The sequence below is a fragment of the Cytobacillus sp. C11.1 genome, from assembly GCF_058145115.1.
The window spans coordinates 4,544,935-4,567,978 of sequence record NZ_CM176935.1 but is presented as its reverse complement, the minus strand read 5'-3'; the positions used below and the strand labels follow the sequence as shown (position 1 = coordinate 4,567,978).

At 40.7% G+C, this 23,044-nt stretch carries 18 protein-coding genes; 10 read left to right on the top strand and 8 right to left on the bottom strand.

Translation table 11 applies throughout. The features are described from left to right. Nucleotides 1–105: 105 nt before the first annotated feature. Nucleotides 106–1,323, bottom strand: a complete 1,218-nt coding sequence (locus AC3ZVC_RS22570; RefSeq protein ID WP_490065328.1) for a NupC/NupG family nucleoside CNT transporter — start codon at nt 1,321–1,323, stop codon at nt 106–108. Nucleotides 1,324–1,532: 209 nt separating this feature from the next. Beyond that, on the bottom strand, nt 1,533–2,405 hold the full coding sequence (locus AC3ZVC_RS22565; protein ID WP_490065327.1) for a metal-dependent hydrolase: 873 nt from the start codon (nt 2,403–2,405) through the stop codon (nt 1,533–1,535). A 199-nt stretch (nt 2,406–2,604) separates the two neighbouring features. Between AC3ZVC_RS22565 and AC3ZVC_RS22560 the strand changes: the two genes are divergently transcribed. From AC3ZVC_RS22560 to AC3ZVC_RS22530, 7 genes are all read left to right on the top strand, one after another. After that, nucleotides 2,605–4,182, top strand: a complete 1,578-nt coding sequence (locus tag AC3ZVC_RS22560) for a peptide chain release factor 3 (RefSeq protein ID WP_490065326.1) — start codon at nt 2,605–2,607, stop codon at nt 4,180–4,182. 551 nt (nt 4,183–4,733) lie between these two features. Next, nucleotides 4,734–6,116 (top strand): Na+/H+ antiporter NhaC, encoded by a 1,383-nt coding sequence (gene nhaC, locus AC3ZVC_RS22555; RefSeq protein WP_490065325.1) that lies wholly within the window; start codon nt 4,734–4,736, stop codon nt 6,114–6,116. Nucleotides 6,117–6,361: 245 nt separating this feature from the next. Further along, entirely contained in the window at nt 6,362–9,655 is a 3,294-nt protein-coding gene (locus AC3ZVC_RS22550) for an efflux RND transporter permease subunit (RefSeq protein WP_490065324.1), read from the top strand. A 262-nt stretch (nt 9,656–9,917) separates the two neighbouring features. Next, entirely contained in the window at nt 9,918–10,394 is a 477-nt protein-coding gene (locus tag AC3ZVC_RS22545) for a hypothetical protein (RefSeq protein WP_490065323.1), read from the top strand. Nucleotides 10,395–10,702: 308 nt separating this feature from the next. Beyond that, the gene (locus AC3ZVC_RS22540; RefSeq protein WP_490065322.1) at nt 10,703–11,962 is read left to right on the top strand and encodes a DUF5667 domain-containing protein; all 1,260 of its coding nucleotides are present in this window, start codon (nt 10,703–10,705) and stop codon (nt 11,960–11,962) included. A 125-nt stretch (nt 11,963–12,087) separates the two neighbouring features. Further along, nucleotides 12,088–12,834: an RNA polymerase sigma factor SigI gene (gene sigI / locus AC3ZVC_RS22535; RefSeq protein ID WP_490065321.1), complete on the top strand. Its 747-nt coding sequence runs from the start codon at nt 12,088–12,090 to the stop codon at nt 12,832–12,834. Beyond that, on the top strand, nt 12,831–13,901 hold the full coding sequence (locus AC3ZVC_RS22530) for an anti-sigma factor domain-containing protein (RefSeq protein ID WP_490065320.1): 1,071 nt from the start codon (nt 12,831–12,833) through the stop codon (nt 13,899–13,901). Before sigI ends, AC3ZVC_RS22530 begins: the two co-directional genes overlap by 4 nt. A gap of 58 nt (nt 13,902–13,959) precedes the next feature. On the opposite strand, the gene AC3ZVC_RS22525 is transcribed toward AC3ZVC_RS22530, so the two are convergent. The 4 genes from AC3ZVC_RS22525 to AC3ZVC_RS22510 all read right to left on the bottom strand — a co-directional run bounded on the left by AC3ZVC_RS22525 (nt 13,960) and on the right by AC3ZVC_RS22510 (nt 18,249). Beyond that, nucleotides 13,960–14,160, bottom strand: a complete 201-nt coding sequence (locus tag AC3ZVC_RS22525) for an alpha/beta-type small acid-soluble spore protein (protein ID WP_490065319.1) — start codon at nt 14,158–14,160, stop codon at nt 13,960–13,962. A gap of 112 nt (nt 14,161–14,272) precedes the next feature. Next, on the bottom strand, nt 14,273–15,601 hold the full coding sequence (locus tag AC3ZVC_RS22520; protein WP_490065318.1) for a (Fe-S)-binding protein: 1,329 nt from the start codon (nt 15,599–15,601) through the stop codon (nt 14,273–14,275). Beyond that, entirely contained in the window at nt 15,598–17,010 is a 1,413-nt protein-coding gene (gene glcD, locus AC3ZVC_RS22515) for a glycolate oxidase subunit GlcD (protein WP_490065317.1), read from the bottom strand. The genes AC3ZVC_RS22520 and glcD overlap by 4 nt, the downstream gene beginning before the upstream one ends. Before the next feature lie 120 nt (nt 17,011–17,130). Then, on the bottom strand, nt 17,131–18,249 hold the full coding sequence (locus tag AC3ZVC_RS22510; protein WP_490065316.1) for a CdaR family transcriptional regulator: 1,119 nt from the start codon (nt 18,247–18,249) through the stop codon (nt 17,131–17,133). A gap of 138 nt (nt 18,250–18,387) precedes the next feature. Here AC3ZVC_RS22510 and AC3ZVC_RS22505 point away from each other — a divergent pair, with 138 nt between their 5' ends. Then, entirely contained in the window at nt 18,388–19,752 is a 1,365-nt protein-coding gene (locus AC3ZVC_RS22505) for a TrkH family potassium uptake protein (RefSeq protein WP_490065315.1), read from the top strand. A 49-nt stretch (nt 19,753–19,801) separates the two neighbouring features. Here AC3ZVC_RS22505 and AC3ZVC_RS22500 read toward each other — a convergent pair whose 3' ends face one another. Further along, nucleotides 19,802–20,152 carry a DUF3905 domain-containing protein gene (locus AC3ZVC_RS22500; protein WP_490065314.1) on the bottom strand — a complete coding sequence of 117 codons (351 nt, stop codon included), beginning with the start codon at nt 20,150–20,152 and terminating at the stop codon, nt 19,802–19,804. 152 nt (nt 20,153–20,304) lie between these two features. Between AC3ZVC_RS22500 and AC3ZVC_RS22495 the strand changes: the two genes are divergently transcribed. After that, nucleotides 20,305–20,466, top strand: a complete 162-nt coding sequence (locus tag AC3ZVC_RS22495) for a hypothetical protein (protein WP_490065313.1) — start codon at nt 20,305–20,307, stop codon at nt 20,464–20,466. Continuing rightward, a complete protein-coding gene (locus AC3ZVC_RS22490; protein WP_490065312.1) occupies nt 20,466–20,618 on the top strand; it encodes a hypothetical protein in 153 nt (50 codons plus the stop codon). The genes AC3ZVC_RS22495 and AC3ZVC_RS22490 overlap by 1 nt, the downstream gene beginning before the upstream one ends. Before the next feature lie 55 nt (nt 20,619–20,673). Here the strand turns inward: AC3ZVC_RS22490 and AC3ZVC_RS22485 are convergent, their stop codons facing one another. Then, entirely contained in the window at nt 20,674–22,422 is a 1,749-nt protein-coding gene (locus AC3ZVC_RS22485) for a B12-binding domain-containing radical SAM protein (protein ID WP_490065311.1), read from the bottom strand. Nucleotides 22,423–23,044: the final 622 nt, after the last annotated feature.

Below are 23,044 nucleotides of genomic sequence, written 5' to 3'. Positions count from 1 at the left end.
TCAACGAAAACGGTGCTTACCAACGAAAAGCTTTAATATATCAACGAAAAATTGAATATATCAACGAATTCATTTTTAAAGCAAAATGCCACGCCCTGAAGCAATTTAAAACAGCATGCCGGCAATCGCGGCACTTAGCATGGATGCGAGGGCTCCGGCTGCAACAGCTTTAAGCCCAAGGCGTGCAATGTCCTGTCTGCGATTAGGAGCTAATCCTCCAAGTCCGCCGAGCAGGATTCCCAATGAAGAGATATTGGCAAATCCGCAAAGGGCAAAGCTGATAATTGCCACAGTTTTGTCAGATAAATTTGGAATCTCCGGTGCAAAAGCGGAGTAAGCAACAAATTCATTCAAAATTAATTTTTGCCCGATAAAGTTTCCTGCCTGAACGGCTTCTTCCCATGGGACCCCGATCGCAAATGCAAGCGGAGAAAAAATATAGCCGAGAATGGTTTCAAGGGTCAAACCGCCAAATCCAAACAATCCGCCAACCCAGCCTAGCAGCCCGTTAATTAAGGCTACCAGAGCAATAAATGCCAGCAGCATTGCACCAATATTCAAAGCAAGTTCCAAGCCGACACTGGCTCCTTTTGCCGCTGCGTCAATAACATTGGCGGAGTCGCTGTCCACTTCCATATCGAACTCCTTTGGTTCTTCTTTTTCTTCTGTTTCCGGAAGCATTATTTTTGCCAAAATTAATCCCGCTGGAGCAGCCATAAAGCTAGCTGCAAGCAAATATTCCAGTGGCACTCCAAGCAGGGAGTAACCAATCAGAACTGAACCGGCAACAGATGCAAGGCCACCGGTCATGACAGCAAATAACTCTGATTTCGTCATATTTGCGATGTAAGGGCGTACGACGAGCGGGGCCTCCGTTTGCCCTACAAAAATGTTCGCTGCAGCTGACATGGATTCAGCCTTTCTGGTCCCTAGAAGCCAAGAAAGTGCGCCACCCAAAATCTTAATGAAAAACTGCATGATCCTTAAATAATAAAGGACTGAGATTAATGAGGAAAAAAAGATAACGACCGGCAGAACCTGAAAGGCAAACACAAATGCAATTCCTGACTCCTCTGTAAACAGGCCGCCAAATAAGAAGTTAATTCCCTGATTGGCATAATTTATAATGTCATTTACTTTCATAGTCAGCCAGTTCAATGCATTTTTGCCGGCTTCCCACTTTAATACCAGGAAGGCAAAAATCAGTTGTATCGCAAGCCCGCCGGCAACAGTCCGCAAATTGATTGCCTTTTTATTGTTCGAAAGCAGGAATGCGATACCCAAAACGACAATGATGCCGAAAATTCCCCAAAGAAAATTCATTTTAACACCTCTTATACTATGTAGTATTTCTTGCACAAGACTGGACGGATTGAGTCAGCAGTACTCCTATTCCCAAAAAACTCCTCCTTGAAGCTTAATAGTTGTATTATGTGCAAAAGGTGCAAAATCATGAAAAATAAAATAATGCTTATATAGTGACTATTAAACAGGAACTATAACATACAAAAAAAGATGAGCCCTATGACTCATCACTTAGTATTTTTCTCGATATATTCAAATAAAAAAGACTGACCGTTTCTGTAAAAACGGGGATCATAAATGCCAAGCCGTTCATCATCATCAACAAGAACGACAAACGGGGACCATTCATAAAGGGTTTTAGCTTCAGGCCGCTGCGAGAACAATTTGTCCAAGTTGGCGGTTTCGTTTGATTGAAGTACGTACTGTTTTTCTTTTTCTTGAAACAAATTATCCTTATATATGATAACTTCATCATCTTTTTTTGTAATGACTGAATAAGTCCATGGAACAAAACCAGCAGACAAGGCTACTTGATCGTATTGGCCATCATATTGTTTATAGAGTAAGAAGCCTTGCGTGCTTTGGACAATTACATGCAGAAGGATGAATGCCCACGCCATTTTGTAATAGTAAGGTGATTTTAGCTTATTTCTTTTTGTAAAGATAAAGGCTGTTCCAATTATGATCCAAATGACTAAATCGACAATTGGAATTGTGCCAAACGTAATCCGCATATTTGAAAAAGGCTCCAAATAGCCAGTACCCCAAGCATTGAACAAATCACTGGTATTATGTATGAAAACGGCTAGCAAACCAAGCAGGAAAAGCTTTTTATCCTTTACTTTGAAAAGCAAAAGGGATAAAAGGAAAAATAATAATGCCCAAATGGGAGTCAGGAAAACGGAATGGGTAATCCCCCTGTGCCACATTTGATAAAGCCCCTCAGTATCCCAGAGACGTGAAATAACATCTATATCAGGAATTTGGCTGGCACCGACAGCAGTCAGCAAGTAAGCCCTTTTATGATTTTTGTCCAAGTCTTTTTTATCCACTGCACCGTAAAGGCTCAGGCCGAATAATGTATGTGTAATCGTATCCATGATTCCGCCTCCTTTGCTATCATATTTGTTTTAATTATTATAATCCTGAAAATGGAATATAAAAAGAAATAAGCAAATCTTAAATGCATTGCAAACTTTACTCTCGCGCGATAGAATTGAAGGTATTGCAATAATTAACATGGATTTACCCAATCATTGCTTTATAACAAATTTTCATATAAGTAAGAGAGGAACTAATATGTCCAAAAATTTTAAAGATGAAGTTTTATCCCGCCGCACTTTTGCGATTATCTCCCACCCGGATGCCGGGAAAACGACGCTGACTGAAAAACTTCTGTTATTCGGCGGCGCCATTCGGGATGCAGGTACGGTAAAAGGTAAAAAGACAGGCAAATATGCGACAAGTGACTGGATGGAAATCGAAAAGCAGCGTGGAATTTCGGTTACCTCCAGTGTGATGCAGTTTGAATATGAAGGTGCCCGTGTTAATATCCTGGATACCCCTGGCCACCAGGATTTCAGTGAAGATACGTATCGGACATTGACTGCTGTTGACAGCGCAGTCATGATAATTGATTCTGCTAAAGGAATTGAGGAGCAGACGCTCAAGCTGTTCAAAGTCTGCCGTATGAGAGGTATTCCAATCTTTACATTTATGAATAAGTTGGACCGCCAGGGGAAGCCGCCCTTGGAATTGTTAGCTGAATTGGAAGAAGTAATGGGGATTGAGTCATATCCTATGAACTGGCCAATTGGGATGGGAAAAGAATTCCTTGGCATTTATGACCGATTTAACAACCGAATTGAACAATTCCGTGTTGACGAAGCGGACCGCTTTGTCACCTTGAACGAAGAAGGTGAAATAGAGGGGGATCATTCCTTAAAGGACTCGGGCCTGTATGATCAAACTCTCGAAGAGATTATGCTTTTAAATGAAGCGGGCAATGAATTTTCCAGAGAGCGCATTGCTAACGGGGAATTGACACCTGTATTTTTCGGAAGTGCCCTGACCAACTTTGGTGTACAGACGTTTTTGGAATCATACCTTCAATTTGCACCGCCGCCTCAGCCGCGGAATTCAACAGCAGGTGAAATTGATCCGCTATCAGAAGAGTTTTCCGGCTTCATATTTAAGATTCAGGCAAATATGAACCCTGCACATCGCGACAGGATTGCATTTTTAAGAATCTGCTCCGGGCAATTTGAGCGCGGTATGGCAGTCACTATTCCAAGGATCGGAAAATCCATCAAGCTAGCACAGTCCACACAATTTATGGCGGATGACAGAAGCACCGTGGATTCGGCTGTAAGCGGAGATATTATCGGAATTTATGACCCGGGAACATATCAGATCGGGGATACCTTAACAGTCGGGAAAAATAACTTCCAATATGAACGCCTTCCGCAGTTTACACCGGAACTCTTTGTTAAAGTAACTGCAAAGAATGTTATGAAGCAAAAACACTTCCATAAAGGCATACAGCAGCTGGTGCAAGAAGGCGCAATTCAGCTCTTCAAAACTGTAAAAATGGAAGAATACCTATTGGGAGCAGTAGGACAGCTGCAATTCGAAGTGTTTGAGCACCGCATGAAAAATGAATACAACACAGAAGTGTATATGGAAAGACTCGGCTCAAAAATTGCACGCTGGGTAGAAGGCGATGACGTAAACGAAAATCTCTCCAGTGCAAGAAGCCTGCTTGTCAACGACCGCTATGACAAAAAAGTCTTCCTATTTGAAAATGACTTTGCACTAAGATGGTTCCAAGAAAAAAATCCGGATGTCAAATTATATAATCCAATGGATTCACAATAAGAAAGCGGTCCCTGAGGGGGCCCTTTTTTACTTTGAGTCCGGATTGGATGGGGAAATAAGAGAGGTAGAGATAGCAAAGCGGGTGCGTCAAGAAGCTGAAATCGCGCACTCCCAGAACGCCCTGGCGCGAACGAAAGAAAGCCGCGCACAAAAGGAGCCTCCCCGCATAAAACCCATTCAATTCCTGTATATTCCTCTATCAGTACACTTGACATTGCCTCAAATAGATAATATATTATTAACACATATGCTTTAACGCTAAAAAGCGTTTAAGTTTGAAAGTCGCATACTCAAATAAAAGAAAATAAATCTTGTCCGCAGATCAGTAGATTAATTGCCGGCAGCAAATAGAGACTGGATGTGAGCTGGAAATCCAGGCAGCAATTGGTTGAATTACAACTGCATTGAAAAGGACAAAGCTTTTTAAAGAGGATAAGCTGTATTTTAGGGCTTATCAATTAGGGTGGTACCGCGGAGCTCCTTCGTCCCTATAGGCGAGAGGGCTCTTTTTGTTTGCTTAAACTTAAAGTTATGCATAGGAGGAATACATCATGCACCAAGATCAAGCAGCATTGCGTTTGAAGCCGTTGGAGGCACTAATTGTTACTTTAATTATTTTGGGCGGCATCAGTTATTCTATTATTTTTGCAGGAGCAGTACCGCATATTCCGGTAGTTTTGGCGATTATGGGGTTATTTGCTTTTGGGTTATTAAAAGGGGTATCCGTGAAAGAGCTCGAGAAGGGGCTAATTGATGGAGCCAAGTCCGGGCTTGGAGCGATTTTCATCTTTTTCTTCATTGGAATGCTAATCAGCAGCTGGATGGCGAGCGGAACCATTCCTACTTTTATATACATGGCTCTTGAAGCTGTTAATGGTAAGTTCTTTTATGCAATTGTATTTGCCGTAGCATCTGTGATTGGCATGAGTATCGGAAGCTCGCTGACAACAGCGGCTACATTGGGCGTTGCTTTTATGGGCGTCAGCACAGCTTTAGGACTTTCAGAAGCTATTACCGCAGGAGCTGTTATTTCCGGAGCGTTTTTTGGGGATAAAATGTCGCCTTTATCTGATACAACCAATCTGGCATCATCAACTGTAAAGGTGGACTTATTTGACCACATTAAAAATATGGCATGGACGACAGTGCCTGCTTTCGCTATTTCTCTCGTACTTTTCGCTGTATTGTCACCAGGTGAGGCTGCGTCGGATTTTACAAAAATTTCTCAGCTGAAAGAAACTTTGCTGGATCAGGGGCTGGTTCACTGGTACTCTCTGTTGCCATTTGCCATCCTGACTGTTATGGCTATTAAAAAAATATCAGCAATCATCACACTTTCAGCTGGAATTTTATCTGCACTGCTAATAGCAGCTTTCGTACAAAATAGCTTTGGAGTTCAAAAAGTAATGTCATTGCTTTTTTCAGGGTATGTATCCGAGAGCGGTTCAGAAGAAGTCGATTCATTATTATCAAGGGGCGGAATGGAAAGTATGTTTTTTTCTATATCACTTGTATTGCTTGCTCTTTCTATGGGTGGATTATTCTTTAAGCTAGGTATTTTACCAGCCTTGCTGGAGGGAATCAAAGCCATGTTGAATCGTGTGCCTGCCCTGATTGCTTCTGCAGCCGGAACAGCAATCGGAATTAACTTCTTGCTTGGCGAGCAGTATCTTTCTATTCTTTTGACAGGCAATGCCTTCCGGGAGCCATTTGAAAAAGCAGGCCTGCATACTAAGAATCTATCCAGAATTCTTGAAGATGCGGGGACTGTGGTTAATCCTTTGGTGCCATGGAGTGTTTGCGGTGTTTTCCTTACAGGTGTTTTAGGGGTGGAGACAGCTGCCTATCTTCCGTTTGCATTCTTTTGTTTGCTAAGCCCCATCATTACTTTAATTTATGGGTTGGCTGGTATAAAAATAACTAAAGCCAATTAAAAAGCAGCTGCTTAAAGCTGCTTTTTTTAATTTCCAAAGAGGGAATGGTGTGTCACTTTTTTGACACATTTCAGAGCACACTCATTGCTTGCATCGTGTTAATAGCTCTTATATAGTTAAAATGGGATTATCCGTAAATTTGTTTTCCATTATGTAAATCGTAAAAATCAAAATTTTACTAAACATTATCCGTACAGGCAGCGGGTACTGTCATTTAGCTAGTGCCAACGAAAGGAGCAGCATGAGTGCGTATAAGTGATTTTTCTATAAGAAGGCCAATATTTACATTGGTATCGATGTTTTTAGTACTTATTTTAGGGGTTGTCTCCCTTTTAAATATTCCATTAAAACTCATACCTGATATCAATCCGCCAGTTGGTGTTGTTGTTACTTCCTACCCGGGGGCAAGCCCTGAAGAGGTTGTTGAAAAAGTAACGAAGCCATTGGAAGAAAACTTGGCTACATTGCCGGGAATTAAAACGCTGACCTCCACCTCGCAGGAAAGCGCCAATTTTATCTTAATGCAGTTTTCATGGACAACGGATATTGATGAAATCCAAAGTGAGGTCATCCAAAGGCTGGATCAAACACAACTTCCGGAAGATGCAGATGATCCGCGGTTTATGAAATTTGATCCATCACAGTTTCCTATTATTCAATTATCTTTGAGTGCAGATGAAGATTCCCAGACTTTAAGAAAACTTGCTGAGGAACTGAACCTGGAATTGACGAAGGTTGAAGGTGTAGCCAGTGTCAATATGTCAGGTACAGCCATTAAAGAAGTCCGCGTGGAGCTTGACCAGGAAAAATTAAGGGATTACAAACTAAGCCAGGCTGATGTTGTTGATGTTATTCAGTCAAATAATGTTTCAATGCCAGGTGATCCGGTATTAACAGAAGGTAAAGAGCTGACCACAAGAATTATCAGCAGTTTAGATTCACTTGATACTTTGAAGGAACTTACTGTTACTGTTAATCCTGCAACTGGTGATAAAGTGAGTCTGCAGGATATAGCGGAGGTACAATTAACCAATCAGGATGATAGAACGATTACGCGCACAAATCAGTCTCCATCTGTTTTATTAAGTGTTCTTCAGCAATCTGATGCAAATACAGCAGAAGTTTCAGAAGAGTTTATTAAGAAACTGGATGATCTTTTGGAGCAGGAACAATATGAAGGCATTGAATCTGAAGTCCTTTTTGACCAGGGAGATTACATCAATTTGGCAATCGGGAATATTTCCAACTCGCTGCTTCTTGGCGGACTTTTTGCCATGATTGTGCTCTTTTTCTTTTTGAAAAATGTTAAGAGTCCGCTGATCATTGGCATTTCTATTCCTTATTCAGTCATTTTTACGTTTGTCCTAATGTACTTTTCAGATTTCACATTAAATATTATGACATTAGGCGGTTTGGCGCTTGGAATTGGAATGCTTGTTGATAACGCAATCGTGGTTATCGAAAATATTTACCGCCATTTATCTATGGGAAAGGATCCGAAAACGGCCGCAAGCGATGGCGCGAAAGAAGTTGGCTCTGCAATCACTGCTTCTACTTTGACTACAGTTGCCGTGTTCCTTCCTGTTGTCTTTATAACAGGAATCATTGGTGAATTGTTTACAGAATTTGCTCTGACGATTTCCTTTAGCCTCTTTGCTTCTTTAGTAGTGGCTCTAACGGTTGTTCCTATGCTTGCCAGCCGTTTACTTAAAGCGCCTAAAACAAATCTTGAAGCTAAAAGGCAGGAATCCGGCTTAATGCGTTTACTTGAAAGATCCATCAAATGGTCATTGCGGAACCGAGCTGTGGTTATTGCGATTACAATGTTGCTCTTGGCAGCAGGAAGCTTTGGATTAACGACAGTCGGAACGCAGTTTCTTCCTAATACGGATGAAGGATTTTTTACTGTCCGTATGGAACTTGAAAATGGAACAGCTTTATCGGAAACAGAGAAAGTCATTGCTGCCTTAGAGGAAGAACTAAAGGATGAAGATGAGGTTGATACGTATGTCAGCCTGATTGGAACCACACAGGAAGGTTCCTTCCGCGGCTCTACAAATGCCAATATTGCGGAGCTCTATATTAAAATGAAAGAATTGGATGAACGCGAAAGATCGACATTTGAATTTGTTGACGATGTGAAAAAGGATTTGGAAAAAGCAGCATCTAAAGTAAATGAAAGTGCAGACCTCTCATTCAATATGCAGTCCTCATCAGGCACTGCACCAAATACTTTAACCTTTAGTGTGAGGGATACGAATCCAAATCGCTTAAATGAGAATGTAGACAAAATATATAATGCCTTAAAAGACCTTGACGATGTTACAGAATTGACTACTGATCTTATGGATACCGTTGAGGAAATCCAAATAACGGTGGACCGGGAAAAGGCACTGGAGCAAGGTTTGGCTCCTGCTCAAATCGCCATGGCCGTAAATGATGTGACGCGCGGCAATCGTGCAACACAAATGATAGATGATGAAACCAATATTTATGGCGTATTTGTTGAATATGATAAAGAAATAACACAGGATATCGATAACCTGAAGACATTGCTCATTAAAAAACCAGATGGCAATTATGTTGCTTTAGATGAAGTAACGAATATTGAGCGGGGAGAAGGGCCGGTCAATATCCAGAGGATCAACCAGCAGGATGCTGTCCAATTCACGTTGAAATATAAATCATCGACAAATATGGGGGCCATATCAAAAGAGGTGGACAAAGAAATAGCCGATCTCGAATTGACTGAGGAAACAGAAGTTGTATTTAGCGGGGACCGGGAATTGCTTGAATCCTCTATTGATGATATGGCACTGGCTTTTATTCTGGCAATCGTATTTATTTACCTTGTTATGGCAGCCCAGTTTGAGTCATTGAAGTATCCGTTTGTGATTATGTTTACTGTTCCACTTATGATTATTGGTGTGGCCGTTGCTCTGACAGCAACTCGCACACCAATTAGCTTAACGGCCATCATTGGGATTATTGTACTTGCAGGTATTGTAGTCAATAATGCGATTGTAATTGTAGATTATATAAATCAAAAGAAAGAAAACGGCCTTAAGACCTATGATGCCATTGTTGTATCAGTGAAAGACCGGGCAAGGCCAATCCTTATGACAGCTTTAACGACTATTCTTGGTTTGGTCCCTCTTGCCTTGGGAATTGGTGAAGGAACAGAAATCAACCAGCCTATGGGCATCACTGTCATAGGCGGTTTAATCAGCAGTACCTTCCTTACATTGTTTGTCATACCAGTTGTATACAGCTTCTTTGACAAAGATACAAGACGATTAAATAAAATGTATGCGACACCTGAAGGCCATTTAGTGCCGGCGTATTTGCTTGAAGAGAGGGTGGACCGGGAAGAACGGCTAGAAAGAGATACAGAAGAGGAGAGCAAACAGCTTCCTGCTGCTGAGACTCGGCCATACAGCAGAAACGATATGGCGGCTATGCTAGAAGAACTATTGAAAATTGTAAAAGAGGAAGAAAAAGAACAAAAAAATCAGGATCGGGAGGAAGAATCCAGATAATAACAAGACCCCTTTCATTTGAAAGGGGCTTTTTTTTTGAAGCAGTTTGTGACCGGTAAATCAACCCAATAGTCCGGTATATACATGAATTATCCGGTAAAATAACACCTCATTTGTTACTAGCTACTACATGAATGATTTTTCTTTATAATGGCATAATACTTGTCAATACGCTTTTAGGAAAATAATTGGAAATAACACAGATAATTGGCTTATAAACAGAGCACAATAATACTATCGACTTGTAGCTGGTGATAAATGAATGAAAAAACTCAGTAAACTAGAAGCGGTTTTATGGAGCATTGCCTTGCCCGGTTTTAGCCAATTATTAATTGGGCAGCTTTGGAAAGGAACATTATTTGTCGCGCTTGAATTTATCATAAATGTTTACAGTCATTTTAATTCCGCCATTATGTACAGTTTTATGTGGGAAATTGAAAAGGCTGAACATGTACTTAATTATCAATGGCTTATGTTTTATCCGTGTCTGTATATGTTTGCGATGTGGGATGCTTACCGAAGTGCAATGCCTGAAAAAGAACAATTATCTTTTCTTCCATTTGTGTTCGGTGCTTATTTTGTAACTGTAGGCCTAATGTACTCAACCAAGCTTACCATCTTTGGAATACGTTTTGGACCAGTCTTTCTGCCTATGCTTTTTGTTATACCAGGTTTATTAACAGGGTTTATCATTAGGTGGATTCTTTTAAAATGGAGGAAGGATCCTGTCCAAAATTAAGGCTGCAAGGCCAATCCTGATTAAGGGCTTTAACACACCAATCACAAGAGGTGCTGTTAAAGCCTTTTTTTGGCTCTGTTAATTTGCCAATTGATTTCCGCTCCAGCTGCTGAAGCGCGGGCGGCGACTCTCCTCGGTGCACCCGCGCCTTACGGTCCAGTCAACTAGGTGCCAAATCAACAATGAGCTTTAACAAATCATATTTTAAAAAATAAAAATTTTTAACACCCCCACAAACCCCCCTCCCGCTTCCGTACACTTGTAATGAATAAAGCGGGCCGCTTAAAAAAATCATGAGGTGAAAGACATTGAAATTTTTATCCAATAAAGAAATGAATAAAATCGCTAAGAGTACACTGGCATTAGTAATTGCAGGTACCTTCACATTCTCAACAACAAGTGCGTTTGCAAATGAAAATAATAATGACACTGTTCTTGAGACAGTTGAATTAAATAGCGAAACTTCAGCAGAAGCTGAGGTTACGACTGAAACTGAAACTGACGCAGTTGAAGCAGTTGAAAATGCAGAAGGGCAGCTTGAAGAGATTGAAGCTGAAACTCCATCCCTATTGCCTGGCAGCTTCTTTTACTTTGCGAAACTTGCATTGGAAAAAATTAAGCTTGCCCTTACTTTTGATGAAGTAAAAGAAGCTAAGTTACTCGCTACATATGCTGCAGAGCGTCTGGCAGAAGCAGAAGCCCTTTTTGCTGAAGGCAAGGAAGAAGAAGCTCTTGAAGCAATTGAAACAGCATTAGAACATATAGAAAATGCAGATAACATTGTTGATGATGAGAAAGAGTCAGACAGCGAAGAACCAAAATCAGACGATGAAAATAAAGAAGACGGGGCAACTGACGAAGACGAAGCAGTTGAAGAAGACGAAACTGCTGATGAAGATGAAACAGTTGAAGAAGACGTTGCAGTTGAAGAAGACGTGGCTGTAGATGAAGACGTAGTTGCAGAAGAAGATTCTGTGGAAGAGGTTAAAGAACTTCTTGCTCAAAATATCTTATCACTTGAAAAAAATCTAGCTAAATTCAAAGAAAAAGCTGGAGACGAAAACGAGCAGGCTGAAGGTGAAACTCATCCGCGAATTGCTGCAATGGAAAAAAATATTGAAAAGTTCCGTACAAAACTTGCAGCTAAGTTAGCAAAATTGGAAGAAGAATCTGCAGGCAGTGACGAATCTGATGAAGAAGTAACGGAAGAAGAGCTGGTAACAGTTGAAGACCCAGCAACAGATGATGTTGCAGCTAAGACTGAAACAGAAGAGACAGTAACTGAAGATGAAGAAACTGCAGTCGTTGCTCCAGTGAAAGTTACAAAAGAAGAAAAAGACGCTGCCAAGGCTGCAAAGAAACAAGCTCATGAAGCTGCAAAAGCTGAAGAAGCTGCGAAGAGAGAAGCAGCCAAGCAAGCACGCGAAGCAGCTAAAAAAGCGGCTAAAGAGCAACAAGCTAAAAAAGTTCAAGCAAAACAAGATGAAGCAAAGAGCAATGGCGACAAAGGGAAAGAAAAAGCAGTAGAAGCTAAGGGCCAAGGAAAAGAGAACAAAGGAAACAACTAATAAAAGCATGGAAAAAATGGAAAAGAAAGCACATGGAGGCTTTCTTTTCCTTATCCTATAGCCACCCTTAAAAAAACAGTCTGGACATCGTATGATATAATGTGTTTTGAAAAGAGGTGGGGCTAATGCTAAGTTTATTGTTCATGGCGAAAAAGCGCAAAAGAACGCTGGAAGAAACGGTAGAGTTAATACAGCAGGGGGATACGACATTACATAATGAGCTAATCGAGTCATATAAGCCGTTTATTGCTAAAACAGTTTCATCGGTTTGCAAGAGATATATTCATGAATCTGATGATGAATTTAGCATTGGCCTCATTGCTTTTAATGAGGCGATCCAAAAATACAGTCCGGATAAGGGCAGTTCACTGATCAGTTTTTCGGAAGTGCTGATTAAAAGGCGGGTGATTGATTATATCCGCAAGCAATCCAAATATCAGAACCTGAGTTTTAATGGGGGGGCAAATTTGGATGAAGACGAAACAGCAGGTTCAACGATTGAAGATGAATTGTCAATTGAGGACTTTAGGAAGAAAACGGATGAGGAGCTCAGAAGAGAAGAAATCCTCCAGTTTACACAAATTCTTCAGCAATTTGATCTTACCTTCAGCGACCTGATTGAGCAGTCGCCAAAACATGCTGATGCACGGAAAAATGCAATGGCTGTTGCCAAGATTCTAGTTGAAAATGATGAACTTAAAACGATCCTTCTGGAAAAGAAAAGGCTTCCGATTAAGCAGTTGGAAAGCTATGTATCGCTTAGCAGAAAGACAATAGAGAGAAACAGAAAGTACATAATTGCCATTTCACTTATATTAGCTGGTGATTATGTTTATTTAAAGGATTATATCAAAGGGGTGTTGGAAACGTGAAAACAGGTATTATTATGGAGATTAACGAACGTTTTTTAACGCTGTTAACCCCGGAAGGAGAATTTCTGCGTGCTCGTAAACAGGATCGGGCATACGTAATTGGACAGGAAATTGATTTCTTCCCAATCGAACAAAAAAGCGGAAAAAAGTCATCATCTCTATCTATTTTTAACGTATTTAGAGGTAAAGCCGTGTTTGCAGCAGCTTTTGCGCTCATGTTAGCAGTCGTTTCTTTTCTGCCGTTTTTTCAAAGCAATGAAGTTTATGCATACATGTCGATTGACGTAAATCCGAGCATTGAATTGGGGGTCAATGAGAAGTATCAGGTAATCGAGCTCGTGCCATACAATGAAGATGGGGAGCGCATTGTCCAAAAGATTCAGGACTGGAAAAAGGAAGACATCCAGTCTGTTACAGACAAGATCCTCTATCAATTAAAGGAACAGGGTTACTTGGGGGACAATAAAGAGATTGTTATTGCAGCCGTTTATGCAGAAGAGAAAATAGAAGCGGATGACCGCATGCAGGCAGAGTTAACAGAAATAAAAGAGGCTGCACAAAAAGAACAGCTAGAAGTTACTCTCTTTGAAGCAAGTGAAGAAGAAAGAAAATCGGCAATTGAAAAAGGGCTGACAACGGGCTTATATAAAGAAAATAAATTAAAGGCAGATAGTAAGAAGCAATCAGAAAAAGAAAAACCGGCTTCTGCAAGTCAGTCAAAAGAGACAGACAGCATCTCTAATGATAGTAAGAAACCTGCTGAGATTCCGCCTGGCCAATTAAAGAAGGAAAAACCTGCAGTAAATCATGGAAAGCTGAATGAAAAGAAAGAAAAGACAGCAGCTCCTGGGCAGATAAAGAAAGATCAGAAGCAGGAAGTCAAACAAAATTCCAGCGAGAATAATTATGGGAAGAATTATAAAGAGCATAAGACTAATGTAAACAGTGAAAATGGAAATAACGAAAAAAAAAATAAAAAAAACGAACGATCCCGAAATAACGGAACTCAATCCAACGATAAACATATTAATGGAAATAATGGGAACGGGAATAACCCAAAAAGATAATGACAGTAAAAAAGTAAAGTCCGGAATTCTCCGGACTTTTTTCCATTTATATGAAGTTTTATTGATTGTTTTGGCCGGACAATTGAGCCTGAGCTTGCTGAACAAGTCTCTTTGTTATTTCTCCGCCGACAGATCCGTTTGCCCGGGATACTGTATCAGAGCCTAATTGAACACCAAATTCCTGGGCAATTTCATATTTTACCTGGTCCATGTATTGTTCAATTCCAGGAACTAATAGTTTATTGCTGCTTCTTGCCATCGTATTCAACTCCTTTTTATTGGTCTACAGAGTTTTCTATTCCCTCTGTATTTGTAGTATGAATAAAAAGGGAAGTTTCATAAGTGGTAATATTTCGGCATAAATGACTTTTCTATTTTTCGCCAGCCGCTTCTAATAGAAGATCAGCTATATGGATCGCATTAACCTTGCCGGTTAGCCCTTCACGTTCAATCCCAAGCTTCATTTGTAAAAGACAGCCAGGATTTGCGGTAACAATGGCTGCAGCCTTTGCTGATTTTGCATGTACCATTTTATGATCAAGTATTTGCATAGACATCTCAGATTCGACAATATTATAAATGCCAGCAGAACCGCAGCATCTGTCAGAATCCTTCATCTCTGTAAACTCAATCCCGCTGATTGCCTTTAGCAGGGTGCGGGGAGCTTTGGCGGTCTTCATAACGTTCCGCAGATGGCAAGAATCCTGATAAGTAATTACCTGGCTTGGGAGTTCAAGCTTTACATTCTTCTGAAAGTCTAGTTCATAAAGAACCTCGCTTATATCCTTTAGCTTTGCTGAAAAATTTCTAGCCTTGTCTGCCCACTGCGGGTCATCCTGGAGAAGGTGTCCATAATCAATAAGGAAAGCCCCGCAGCCGCCAGCATTAGTTATAATATAATCCACATCCAGCTTTTCAAAAGCTTCGATATTCCGTTTTGCGAGCTCTTTAGCGGATTGCTTTTCACCGCTATGTCCATGAAGCGCTCCGCAGCACGCCTGATCTTCCGGGATAATAATTTCACAGCCAGCGAGCTGAAGAAGCCTCAATGTTGCATTATTGGTTTCCAAAAACATAGTATCCATCAAACAGCCGGAAAAAAAAGCGGCTGTCTTTTTTGGAACACCTGAGGCTGAAAAATAGGAAGGCCTATTTTTCATTTCTGTCATTGTAGGAACTTCAGGCAACACTTTTTCCATCGTCGCGAGATTTTCCGGCAGCCATTTTAGCATTCCCGTTTTTCTCGCGAATGATTGGAGCCCTGACCGCTGATAGAAACCCAAAAGCCCGGCAGCCGCCCGCATCCGGTTCTGATGGGGGAAAAGCTCATTGAAAACCAGATTTCGGACTGCTTTTGCGGGGAGTGAGTGTTTTTTATTCTGATTAATAATATCTCTGGCTTCCTCCAGCAGATGGCCATATTTCACACCGGATGGGCATACAGGTTCACAGGCGCGGCAGCCAAGACAAAGGTCAAGTGAACGCTCAACATCTTGATCAGGTTCAATCAGTCCATCCGCTACAGCTTTCATCAGAGCAATCCGGCCTCTCGGGGAATGTGTCTCTTTAAAACCCGACTCAACATAAGTAGGGCAGGAGGGAAGGCAAAAACCGCAGCGCATACAATTTAATAGCTCATCCTCATTCATGCGGTTCTTAAATTCTTCCATAATGATTGTTTGTTCTTGTGTCTTCGTCATTTTGTAACCACCACCCGTTTTCTGCTATCCTTGGCAAATACCTTGCCGGGATTCAAGATATTATTGGGGTCAAGGGCAGCCTTAACAGCCTTCATCGCTGCAATTCCTTCTTGGCCAAGTTTGAGTTCAAGATAAGGTGCTTTCATCACGCCTACTCCATGTTCACCTGTTATCGTACCGCCAAGTTCAATAGCTTTGATGAAAATCTCTTCAAATGCTTTTTCTACTCGCTCCATTTCGTCGTGATCTCTGGCATCTGCTGGGCAGGTAGGATGCAGGTTCCCATCGCCTGCGTGTCCGAAAGTGCAGATAGAAAGGCTATATTTATCTGAGATTTCATTTATGGCTTTAACCATTTTGGCGATTTCCGATCTTGGGACTGTCGCATCTTCGAGAATCGTTGTCGGTTTTAAGCGGGCTAGGGCTGATAAAGCAGCCCGGCGTGCAGTTCTCAACGCTTCAGCTTCCAATTCGGATTGGGCCACTTGGACTGAAACAGCTCCTTGCTCCTTGCAGATTTTAGCCATTTTCTGCATATCTCTTTCTACAACCTCCAAAGGACCGTCCTGTTCAATGAGTAGGACTGCTTGAACGTCTGTTGGCAACCCAATTTGAGCAAAGTCCTCAACTACTTTTAATGTAGGCTGATCTAAAAATTCCAATGTTGCCGGAATCATTTTTTGTGAAATGATCTTAGATACTGACTTGGCCGCAGCCTCTAACTCCTGATATAGTGCCAGCATGGTTTTTTTTGTTTCAGGCAACGGTATTAATTTTAAGGTTGCTTCCGTAATAATTCCCAGAGTCCCTTCAGAACCAACTAATAAGCGGGTGAAATCATAGCCTGCCACATCCTTTGCAAGCTTTCCGCCTGTTTTGATGGTGTCTCCATTAGCCAGCACAGCCTCAAGCCCAATCACATAATCCCTGGTTACCCCATATTTTAAGCCGCGCAGCCCGCCTGAATTTTCGTTGATGTTTCCGCCGATCGTGCTAATTTTCATTGAACTCGGGTCAGGAGGATAAAAAAGCCCTCTTGCTTCTACCTGGTTAATCATATCCAAGGTAATAGCACCTGGCTGCACGGTTACAGTGAGGTTCTCTTCATCTATTTCAAGAACTCTGTTCATATGCCTAAAAAGGAGAACAATTCCCCCCTCAGTTGGACAAGTTCCTGCACAAAGGTTGGTGCCAGACCCCCTAGGCACAATGGGTATGCTGCTGCTGTTGCAAATTTTTACGATCTCAGCAATTTCCTGAGCATTGCGAGGACTTATGACAGCATCAGGCATTGCTTGAAAGTTCGGCGTCGCATCATATGAATAAACCAGCCGGCCTGCTTTTGAGTCGTCATAGTTTTCAATCCCAACAATGGCTGTTAATCTTTCTTTAATCTGTCTTTCAATCATTTAATTATCTCTCCCTTTAGTTTTTATACGCCCGGAGTTACTAAGTCTCTATATATAATTCAGTATAAAAAAAGCAGGGAACCCCTGCTACGGATAAATATATGAAAAATGACACAGATGTCAGCTGTTTTTTGTACCTTCCTCTAAAAGTCTTATAGCTAGATACAATTTTATTAAATCATTAAGATCTGATGTATTTAACCCTGATAACTCATTGATTTTCTTAAGCCTATAGTGAAGTGTATTAATATGTATGTGGAGCGCCTTAGCTGTATTTTTCAAGGAGTGATTTTGTTTAAATAATTCCTGAAGTGTTAACAGTAAATCCTGTTCAGTCATTATAGATCCAACCGTTCTATCAATAAAATCATTTTTTGTTTCTGCTGAAAGTTCCTCAAATATCATTTCCATTGTCAAATCTTCGTCGAATATTATATTATCCCGGTCTTTTGCTATTTTTAAGGCCCTTTCTGCTTGCCTGAATGCATCCGGCAATTTTGAAGGGGACATCGGTTTACCGGTGCCTATGCAAACCTGTACAGATAGCAGGCTCTCTAAAAAACGATGAAAGCGAATGACTTTATCCTTTGAAGAGAGATTATTGTTAGAAATAGAGATTCCAGATAATAAAACAATTCTGTCATTTCCCCAGCGAATGATTAAATCCTGCTCGCTGGCTTCATCCCAAGACAGGATCGAATTCCAGAGGTCCCTATGCATCAATAAAGGATTTTGCTTAAATTCAGCAATGGAAACTTGCCTATTTATAGAAAGGTTAATTTTAAGCAAATGTGCGCGTTCTCTAAAAGAGGGATCCCATTCTTTCGATTGAAGCCAGTCAAACATAAAGCCTTCCAGCGCTCTGGCCTGCCAATCCAGCTGCTCTGCATAATAGCTTTCGCTTATAAATAACTCTGTCATTTTACGGATGATCTCCCCGAATGGAGAAATCTTATCGGGATCCCCGGTAATTCCGATGACTCCAGCAGTTTCTCCCTTAAAAAAGATCGGAAGGTTAATGCCCGCTTTTACTCCCTGCAGTCTTGATTGGTCATCCTTTTTGATAATCATCTTATCTTTATTATTCGCCGTAATGAATGCACCCTCGTGAAAGGTGCCGATTCTGCTTGGGTCCGTACCTGCAATGATCACTCCCGATGTATTGGCAACAATAATATCTTCATGAAGAAATTTGCGTACTTCAGCAATAATTTTCTCAGCAAGATCAGGCAATAACATGTAATACCTCCTGATTTATTTTGTTTCTATTATATAAAAATAAAAAACTTCCTGCGAAATATCTTATATCCCTTTAAAAAACAGGGTATATTCATTATGATAAGGGTTAGGAAAAATTTCGAAAGGGACAGGTACAATATGTGGAAAGACTTTAGACTCTGGCTGGATAAACTAACACCTGCCCAAGTAATATCAGGATATTATTTATTGGCAGTCTCTGTATCAGTTCTTTTATTAAGAATACCTGGTGTACATAAACCAGGTGTGGAAATTGCGTTTATCGACACAGTTTTTACTGCAGTCAGCGCGGTAAGTGTAACAGGCCTGACTGTGGTTAATATTTCAGAAACATATAGCGTTTTCGGCTATTTTGTTATCATGTTTATTTTGCAGTTTGGCGGAATAGGAATTATGGCCTTGGGCACCTTTTTTTGGCTTTTGCTTGGCCGGAAAATCGGATTGCGGGGCCGGCGCCTAATTATGGTGGATCATAATCAGTATGCATTATCAGGACTCGTTAACTTAATTAGGGAAATAATAAAAATCATTCTAGTGATCGAGGCGCTGGGAGCTCTAATTTTAGGCTTCCATTTTCTAAAATATTATTCCACGTGGGAGGAAGCCTTTCTCCATGCTTTATTTGCCTCTGTAAGTGCAACAACCAACGGAGGGATGGATATTACAGGTGCATCTCTGCAGCCTTATGCTGGCGATTACTTTGTCCAGCTCATTCATATCATTTTAATTACATTAGGGGCGATCGGCTTCCCGGTTCTTATTGAAACAAAGGCTTATTTGTTCAGAAATAAATGGGATAATGAACAGCCGTTCCGTTTTTCCTTATTTGCTAAACTGACAACTGTTACGTATGCTGTTCTTTTAGTAATAGGTACTGTTATCCTGCTTTTGTTTGAATACGGCCATTACTTTAAAAATATGAGCTGGCATAAAAGCTTTTTTTACGCATTTTTTCAATCAGCCACAACAAGGAGCGGCGGTCTTGCCACCATGGATGTCAGTGAGTTTACCATGCCAACGCTTTTGGTAATGAGTATTTTGATGTTTATCGGAGCGTCTCCAAGCTCGGTTGGAGGAGGAATCAGAACGACTACATTTGCAGTAAATATTCTGTTCATTTACCATTTTGCCAAGGGGAATCGTGATATTAAAGTTTTTAAGCGGGAAATTCACGAGGACGATATTCTTAAATCGCTGGCAATCACCTTGCTTGCAGTAGGGATGTGCTTTATCTCTGTTGTGACTCTCAGCATTACTGAACAAGAACATCATATTGTAGAGATAATATTTGAGGTTTGTTCTGCCTTCGGAACAACAGGCTTATCAATGGGGATAACCCCAGAATTATCGAATATCGGAAAATGCATTATTATGGCATTAATGTTTATCGGAAGGATAGGGTTGACTTCATTCTTATATATTATTGGCGGGAAAGAAAAGCAGCCTAATTTTCACTATCCAAAAGAACGAGTTATTATTGGCTAAAAAAAGCAGCCCGGAAGAGGTTTTCCGGAATGCTTTTACATTTATTGTCTTAATCAGTTCCGCGGCTGACATCCTTTGTCGGGTGCATGAAAGGATACCCCTGAGGAGGTTTCTTGCTTTCAAGCAATTCTTTGTTTTCAGTTGTGTTCCAGCCAATATCATTGGTCGGATGAACCCATTCATCGCCAGCCATTACTGCAGGATCTGTTTCATCGCTCCATTTTTCCAGGGGCGAGTTGTCTGAGGAGTAAAAGCTGTCCCCGATCGTAACGCCGAACGAGTTCTCAAACGGCGGCTGCAGCTCCATTCCAGTATCCTTAAAGCTTGGTGCCTCAATTTGGTGTGGAAGTGTCTCATCAATACCGATGTTCTTCTTGTTTTTACTGTTCTTATTTGTCAAAGCGGTTCATTCCTTTTTTACTTATTTTTTACTGAGTGTGTTATTTTATTAATTTTTTTCAGCAGTAAAATAAGGAAACTGAATCAAGGAATGAAACCCGTTTTTTTACGGAAAATAAAAAAGTAAATTTTTCATTTCAGGAGGAGATTAGGATGGCTAAACGCAAAGCTGAATATAATGCGGTTGAGAAATATAGCAAAACACCTAAGAAAAACGTGCAGGAATCGGAATTTTCGGCGGAATTCAGTCAGGGTGAAGACCCAATGAAAAATGCAAACCGCAACTCCAAACATGGGAGAGAGGGAAGATCCTAGTGGAGAAAAAGGAGCAAAAGGACGCCAAGCAAAGCGATTCTTCCAATGTTGAATTTGGCATGGAGTTTGGTGATATAAATGCAAATAAATTATATGAACTGCCATTTATGAACCGGGATAAAAATAAGAAAAAAAATGATGATAAATGCTAAAAAACCGGCTAAGAGGCCGGTTTTTTGCTGATCTTATAACATGGCTATGCAGGAACTATAAATTAAGAGATCCAGAAAAGATGGACACCTTTTCTGAACTCGAATCAAAATAGGCAAGAAGGGCCGTTTCTAGCCTTTCGATTTTTCCTTCAACTAAATATTTCTCTATATCAAAAGAAAATTTTTCGAGCAATGTGTGTTTGTATATTTCCTTTTCGTTCAGCTTTAGGCTGGAGAAATTCTCTCCAAGCTGTGCTGGGTGTTCGAGCAAATGCTGATAAATCTTTGATCTATCTGCTCTTGCAAAGCTTGCCTGCCACCATGGCTTCCGAGGCTTGTACTTTTGCTTGGAAATATAATCATACTTCATTAGGCCCTCAACAATATCCAAGTCCGCGATGTGGATGGATTGCAGGAATTCAAAGAGGCGCCTGAAAAGATCCTCGAGCTGATGCCCGATTCTGGACCATCCTTTTAGCTCCCAATAGCTGCCGAACTCCTGGAAGAAATCGAAAGGCGTTGGGAAAACTCTTGTGACCAAATATTCGATGGTGGCATCCATCCTGTGGTCATTCCAGTATTTCTCCAGTACATCCTCAACCTGTTTAATACGGATAATGTCATCAAAAGATAGAACATTATTCCCCAGTATTTCATATGGTGAATGGTCCATATAGATATATTGATGGTCCTCGGCCCTTAGTCTTAGCCCTGTGCCCCGCAGCATTTTTAAAAATCCAAGCTGAAGCTCTTCAGGACGCATCGCAAATACATCATTGAATGTTTTCTTGAAGGAATGATAATCTTCCTCTGGCAAACCGGCAATCAAATCAAGATGCTGATCAATTTTTCCTCCGTCTTTAACCATTGTAACCGTCCTGCAAAGCTTATCAAAGTTTTGCTTTCTCATTACAAGTTCATTTGTATAGTCGTTTGTTGACTGTACGCCAATTTCAAAACGGAACAGTCCTGGAGGAGCTTCCTTATTTAAAAACTCAATCACTTCCGGCCGCATGATATCGGCTGTGATTTCAAACTGAAATACCGTTCCGGGCAGATGCTCATCAATCAGAAACTGGAACATTTCCAAAGCATAGCTGCGGCTTATATTGAAAGTCCGGTCGACAAATTTAATGGTTTTCGCGCCGTTTTTCATTAAATATCTGATGTCTTCCTTAATCTTTTCTCTGTCAAAATAGCGAACACCAACTTCAATAGAGGAAAGGCAGAACTGGCAGCTGAAGGGACAGCCTCGGCTTGTTTCTATATAAGTAACGCGTTTTGATAGGTGTGGAATATCTTCTTCAAAGCGGAATGGAGAAGGAAGCTCACGCACATCCAACTTGTTTCGCTGCGGATTAATGTGCACATGGCCATTTTTTCTGAAAGCGAGGCCATGCACGTTGTCCATATTCATGCCGCCATCCAACTCTGTTAATAGTTGCTTAAAAGTTTGTTCACCCTCGCCAATAACGATGTAATCGAACTCTTTAACATTCTCCATCCATTCGGCAACATCATAAGTCACCTCAGGCCCTCCTGCAACAATATGAATGGAAGGGTCAATCTTTTTAATCATTTTAATAACCTTGATCGTTTCTTCAATATTCCAGATATAACAGCTGAATCCGATCACAGCCGGCTTTTTGCGGATAAGATCTGTAACAATATTCATGACAGGGTCTTTTATGGTATACTCAGCCATTTCCACATTAAAATCTGGTTCTGCAAATGCTTTTAAATAACGTATGGCTATATTTGTATGAATATATTTGGCATTCAGCGTACTTGCAATTACTTTCATCTATTTTAAACTCCCTTAACTTAAACATCATATTATTGTATCATATTTTTGCCGGAATAAAAGGAAGTAAAACATTGTCAGTTCAAATGCAGTACCAAGAATGAAATGATTTAATAGAGACATTTTTCCTGAGAAAAACAAAAGCACTTGGCTCCGCCTTCGCCAAGCGCGATGATAGCCCCGCATGCTATCCCCACTACAAATAAGATAGCATGCAAGTTTTATAATAGTGATAAAAGCATGTAAAGATCTATTTAACTATTGTAAAAATGAAGGATGAAAAAACGCCAATCCTTGTAAAGGTTGGCGTTTTCTAATTAGCGTCCCAGGCGAGATTCGAACTCACGACCTACAGCTTAGGAGGCGGTCTTTCTAAAAAGGAACTACTTTGAAGAACTTGGACAAACCCTTGTTATATTAACGTTTTTTGACTGTGAACCTGATTGAGGTGGTTTGAATTTGCGGCTTTATGATAAGTTTCGACCCCAATTCGACCCCATTTATCTCTAATTTAATTCTTCGCATGTGAGGTGTGAAACAGTTAACCTTATTAGCATCAACTCGTATAAATTGCTCAAGTTCTCCAAGCCACTTTTTTTCAATTCCAGTTCTTTCACTAACG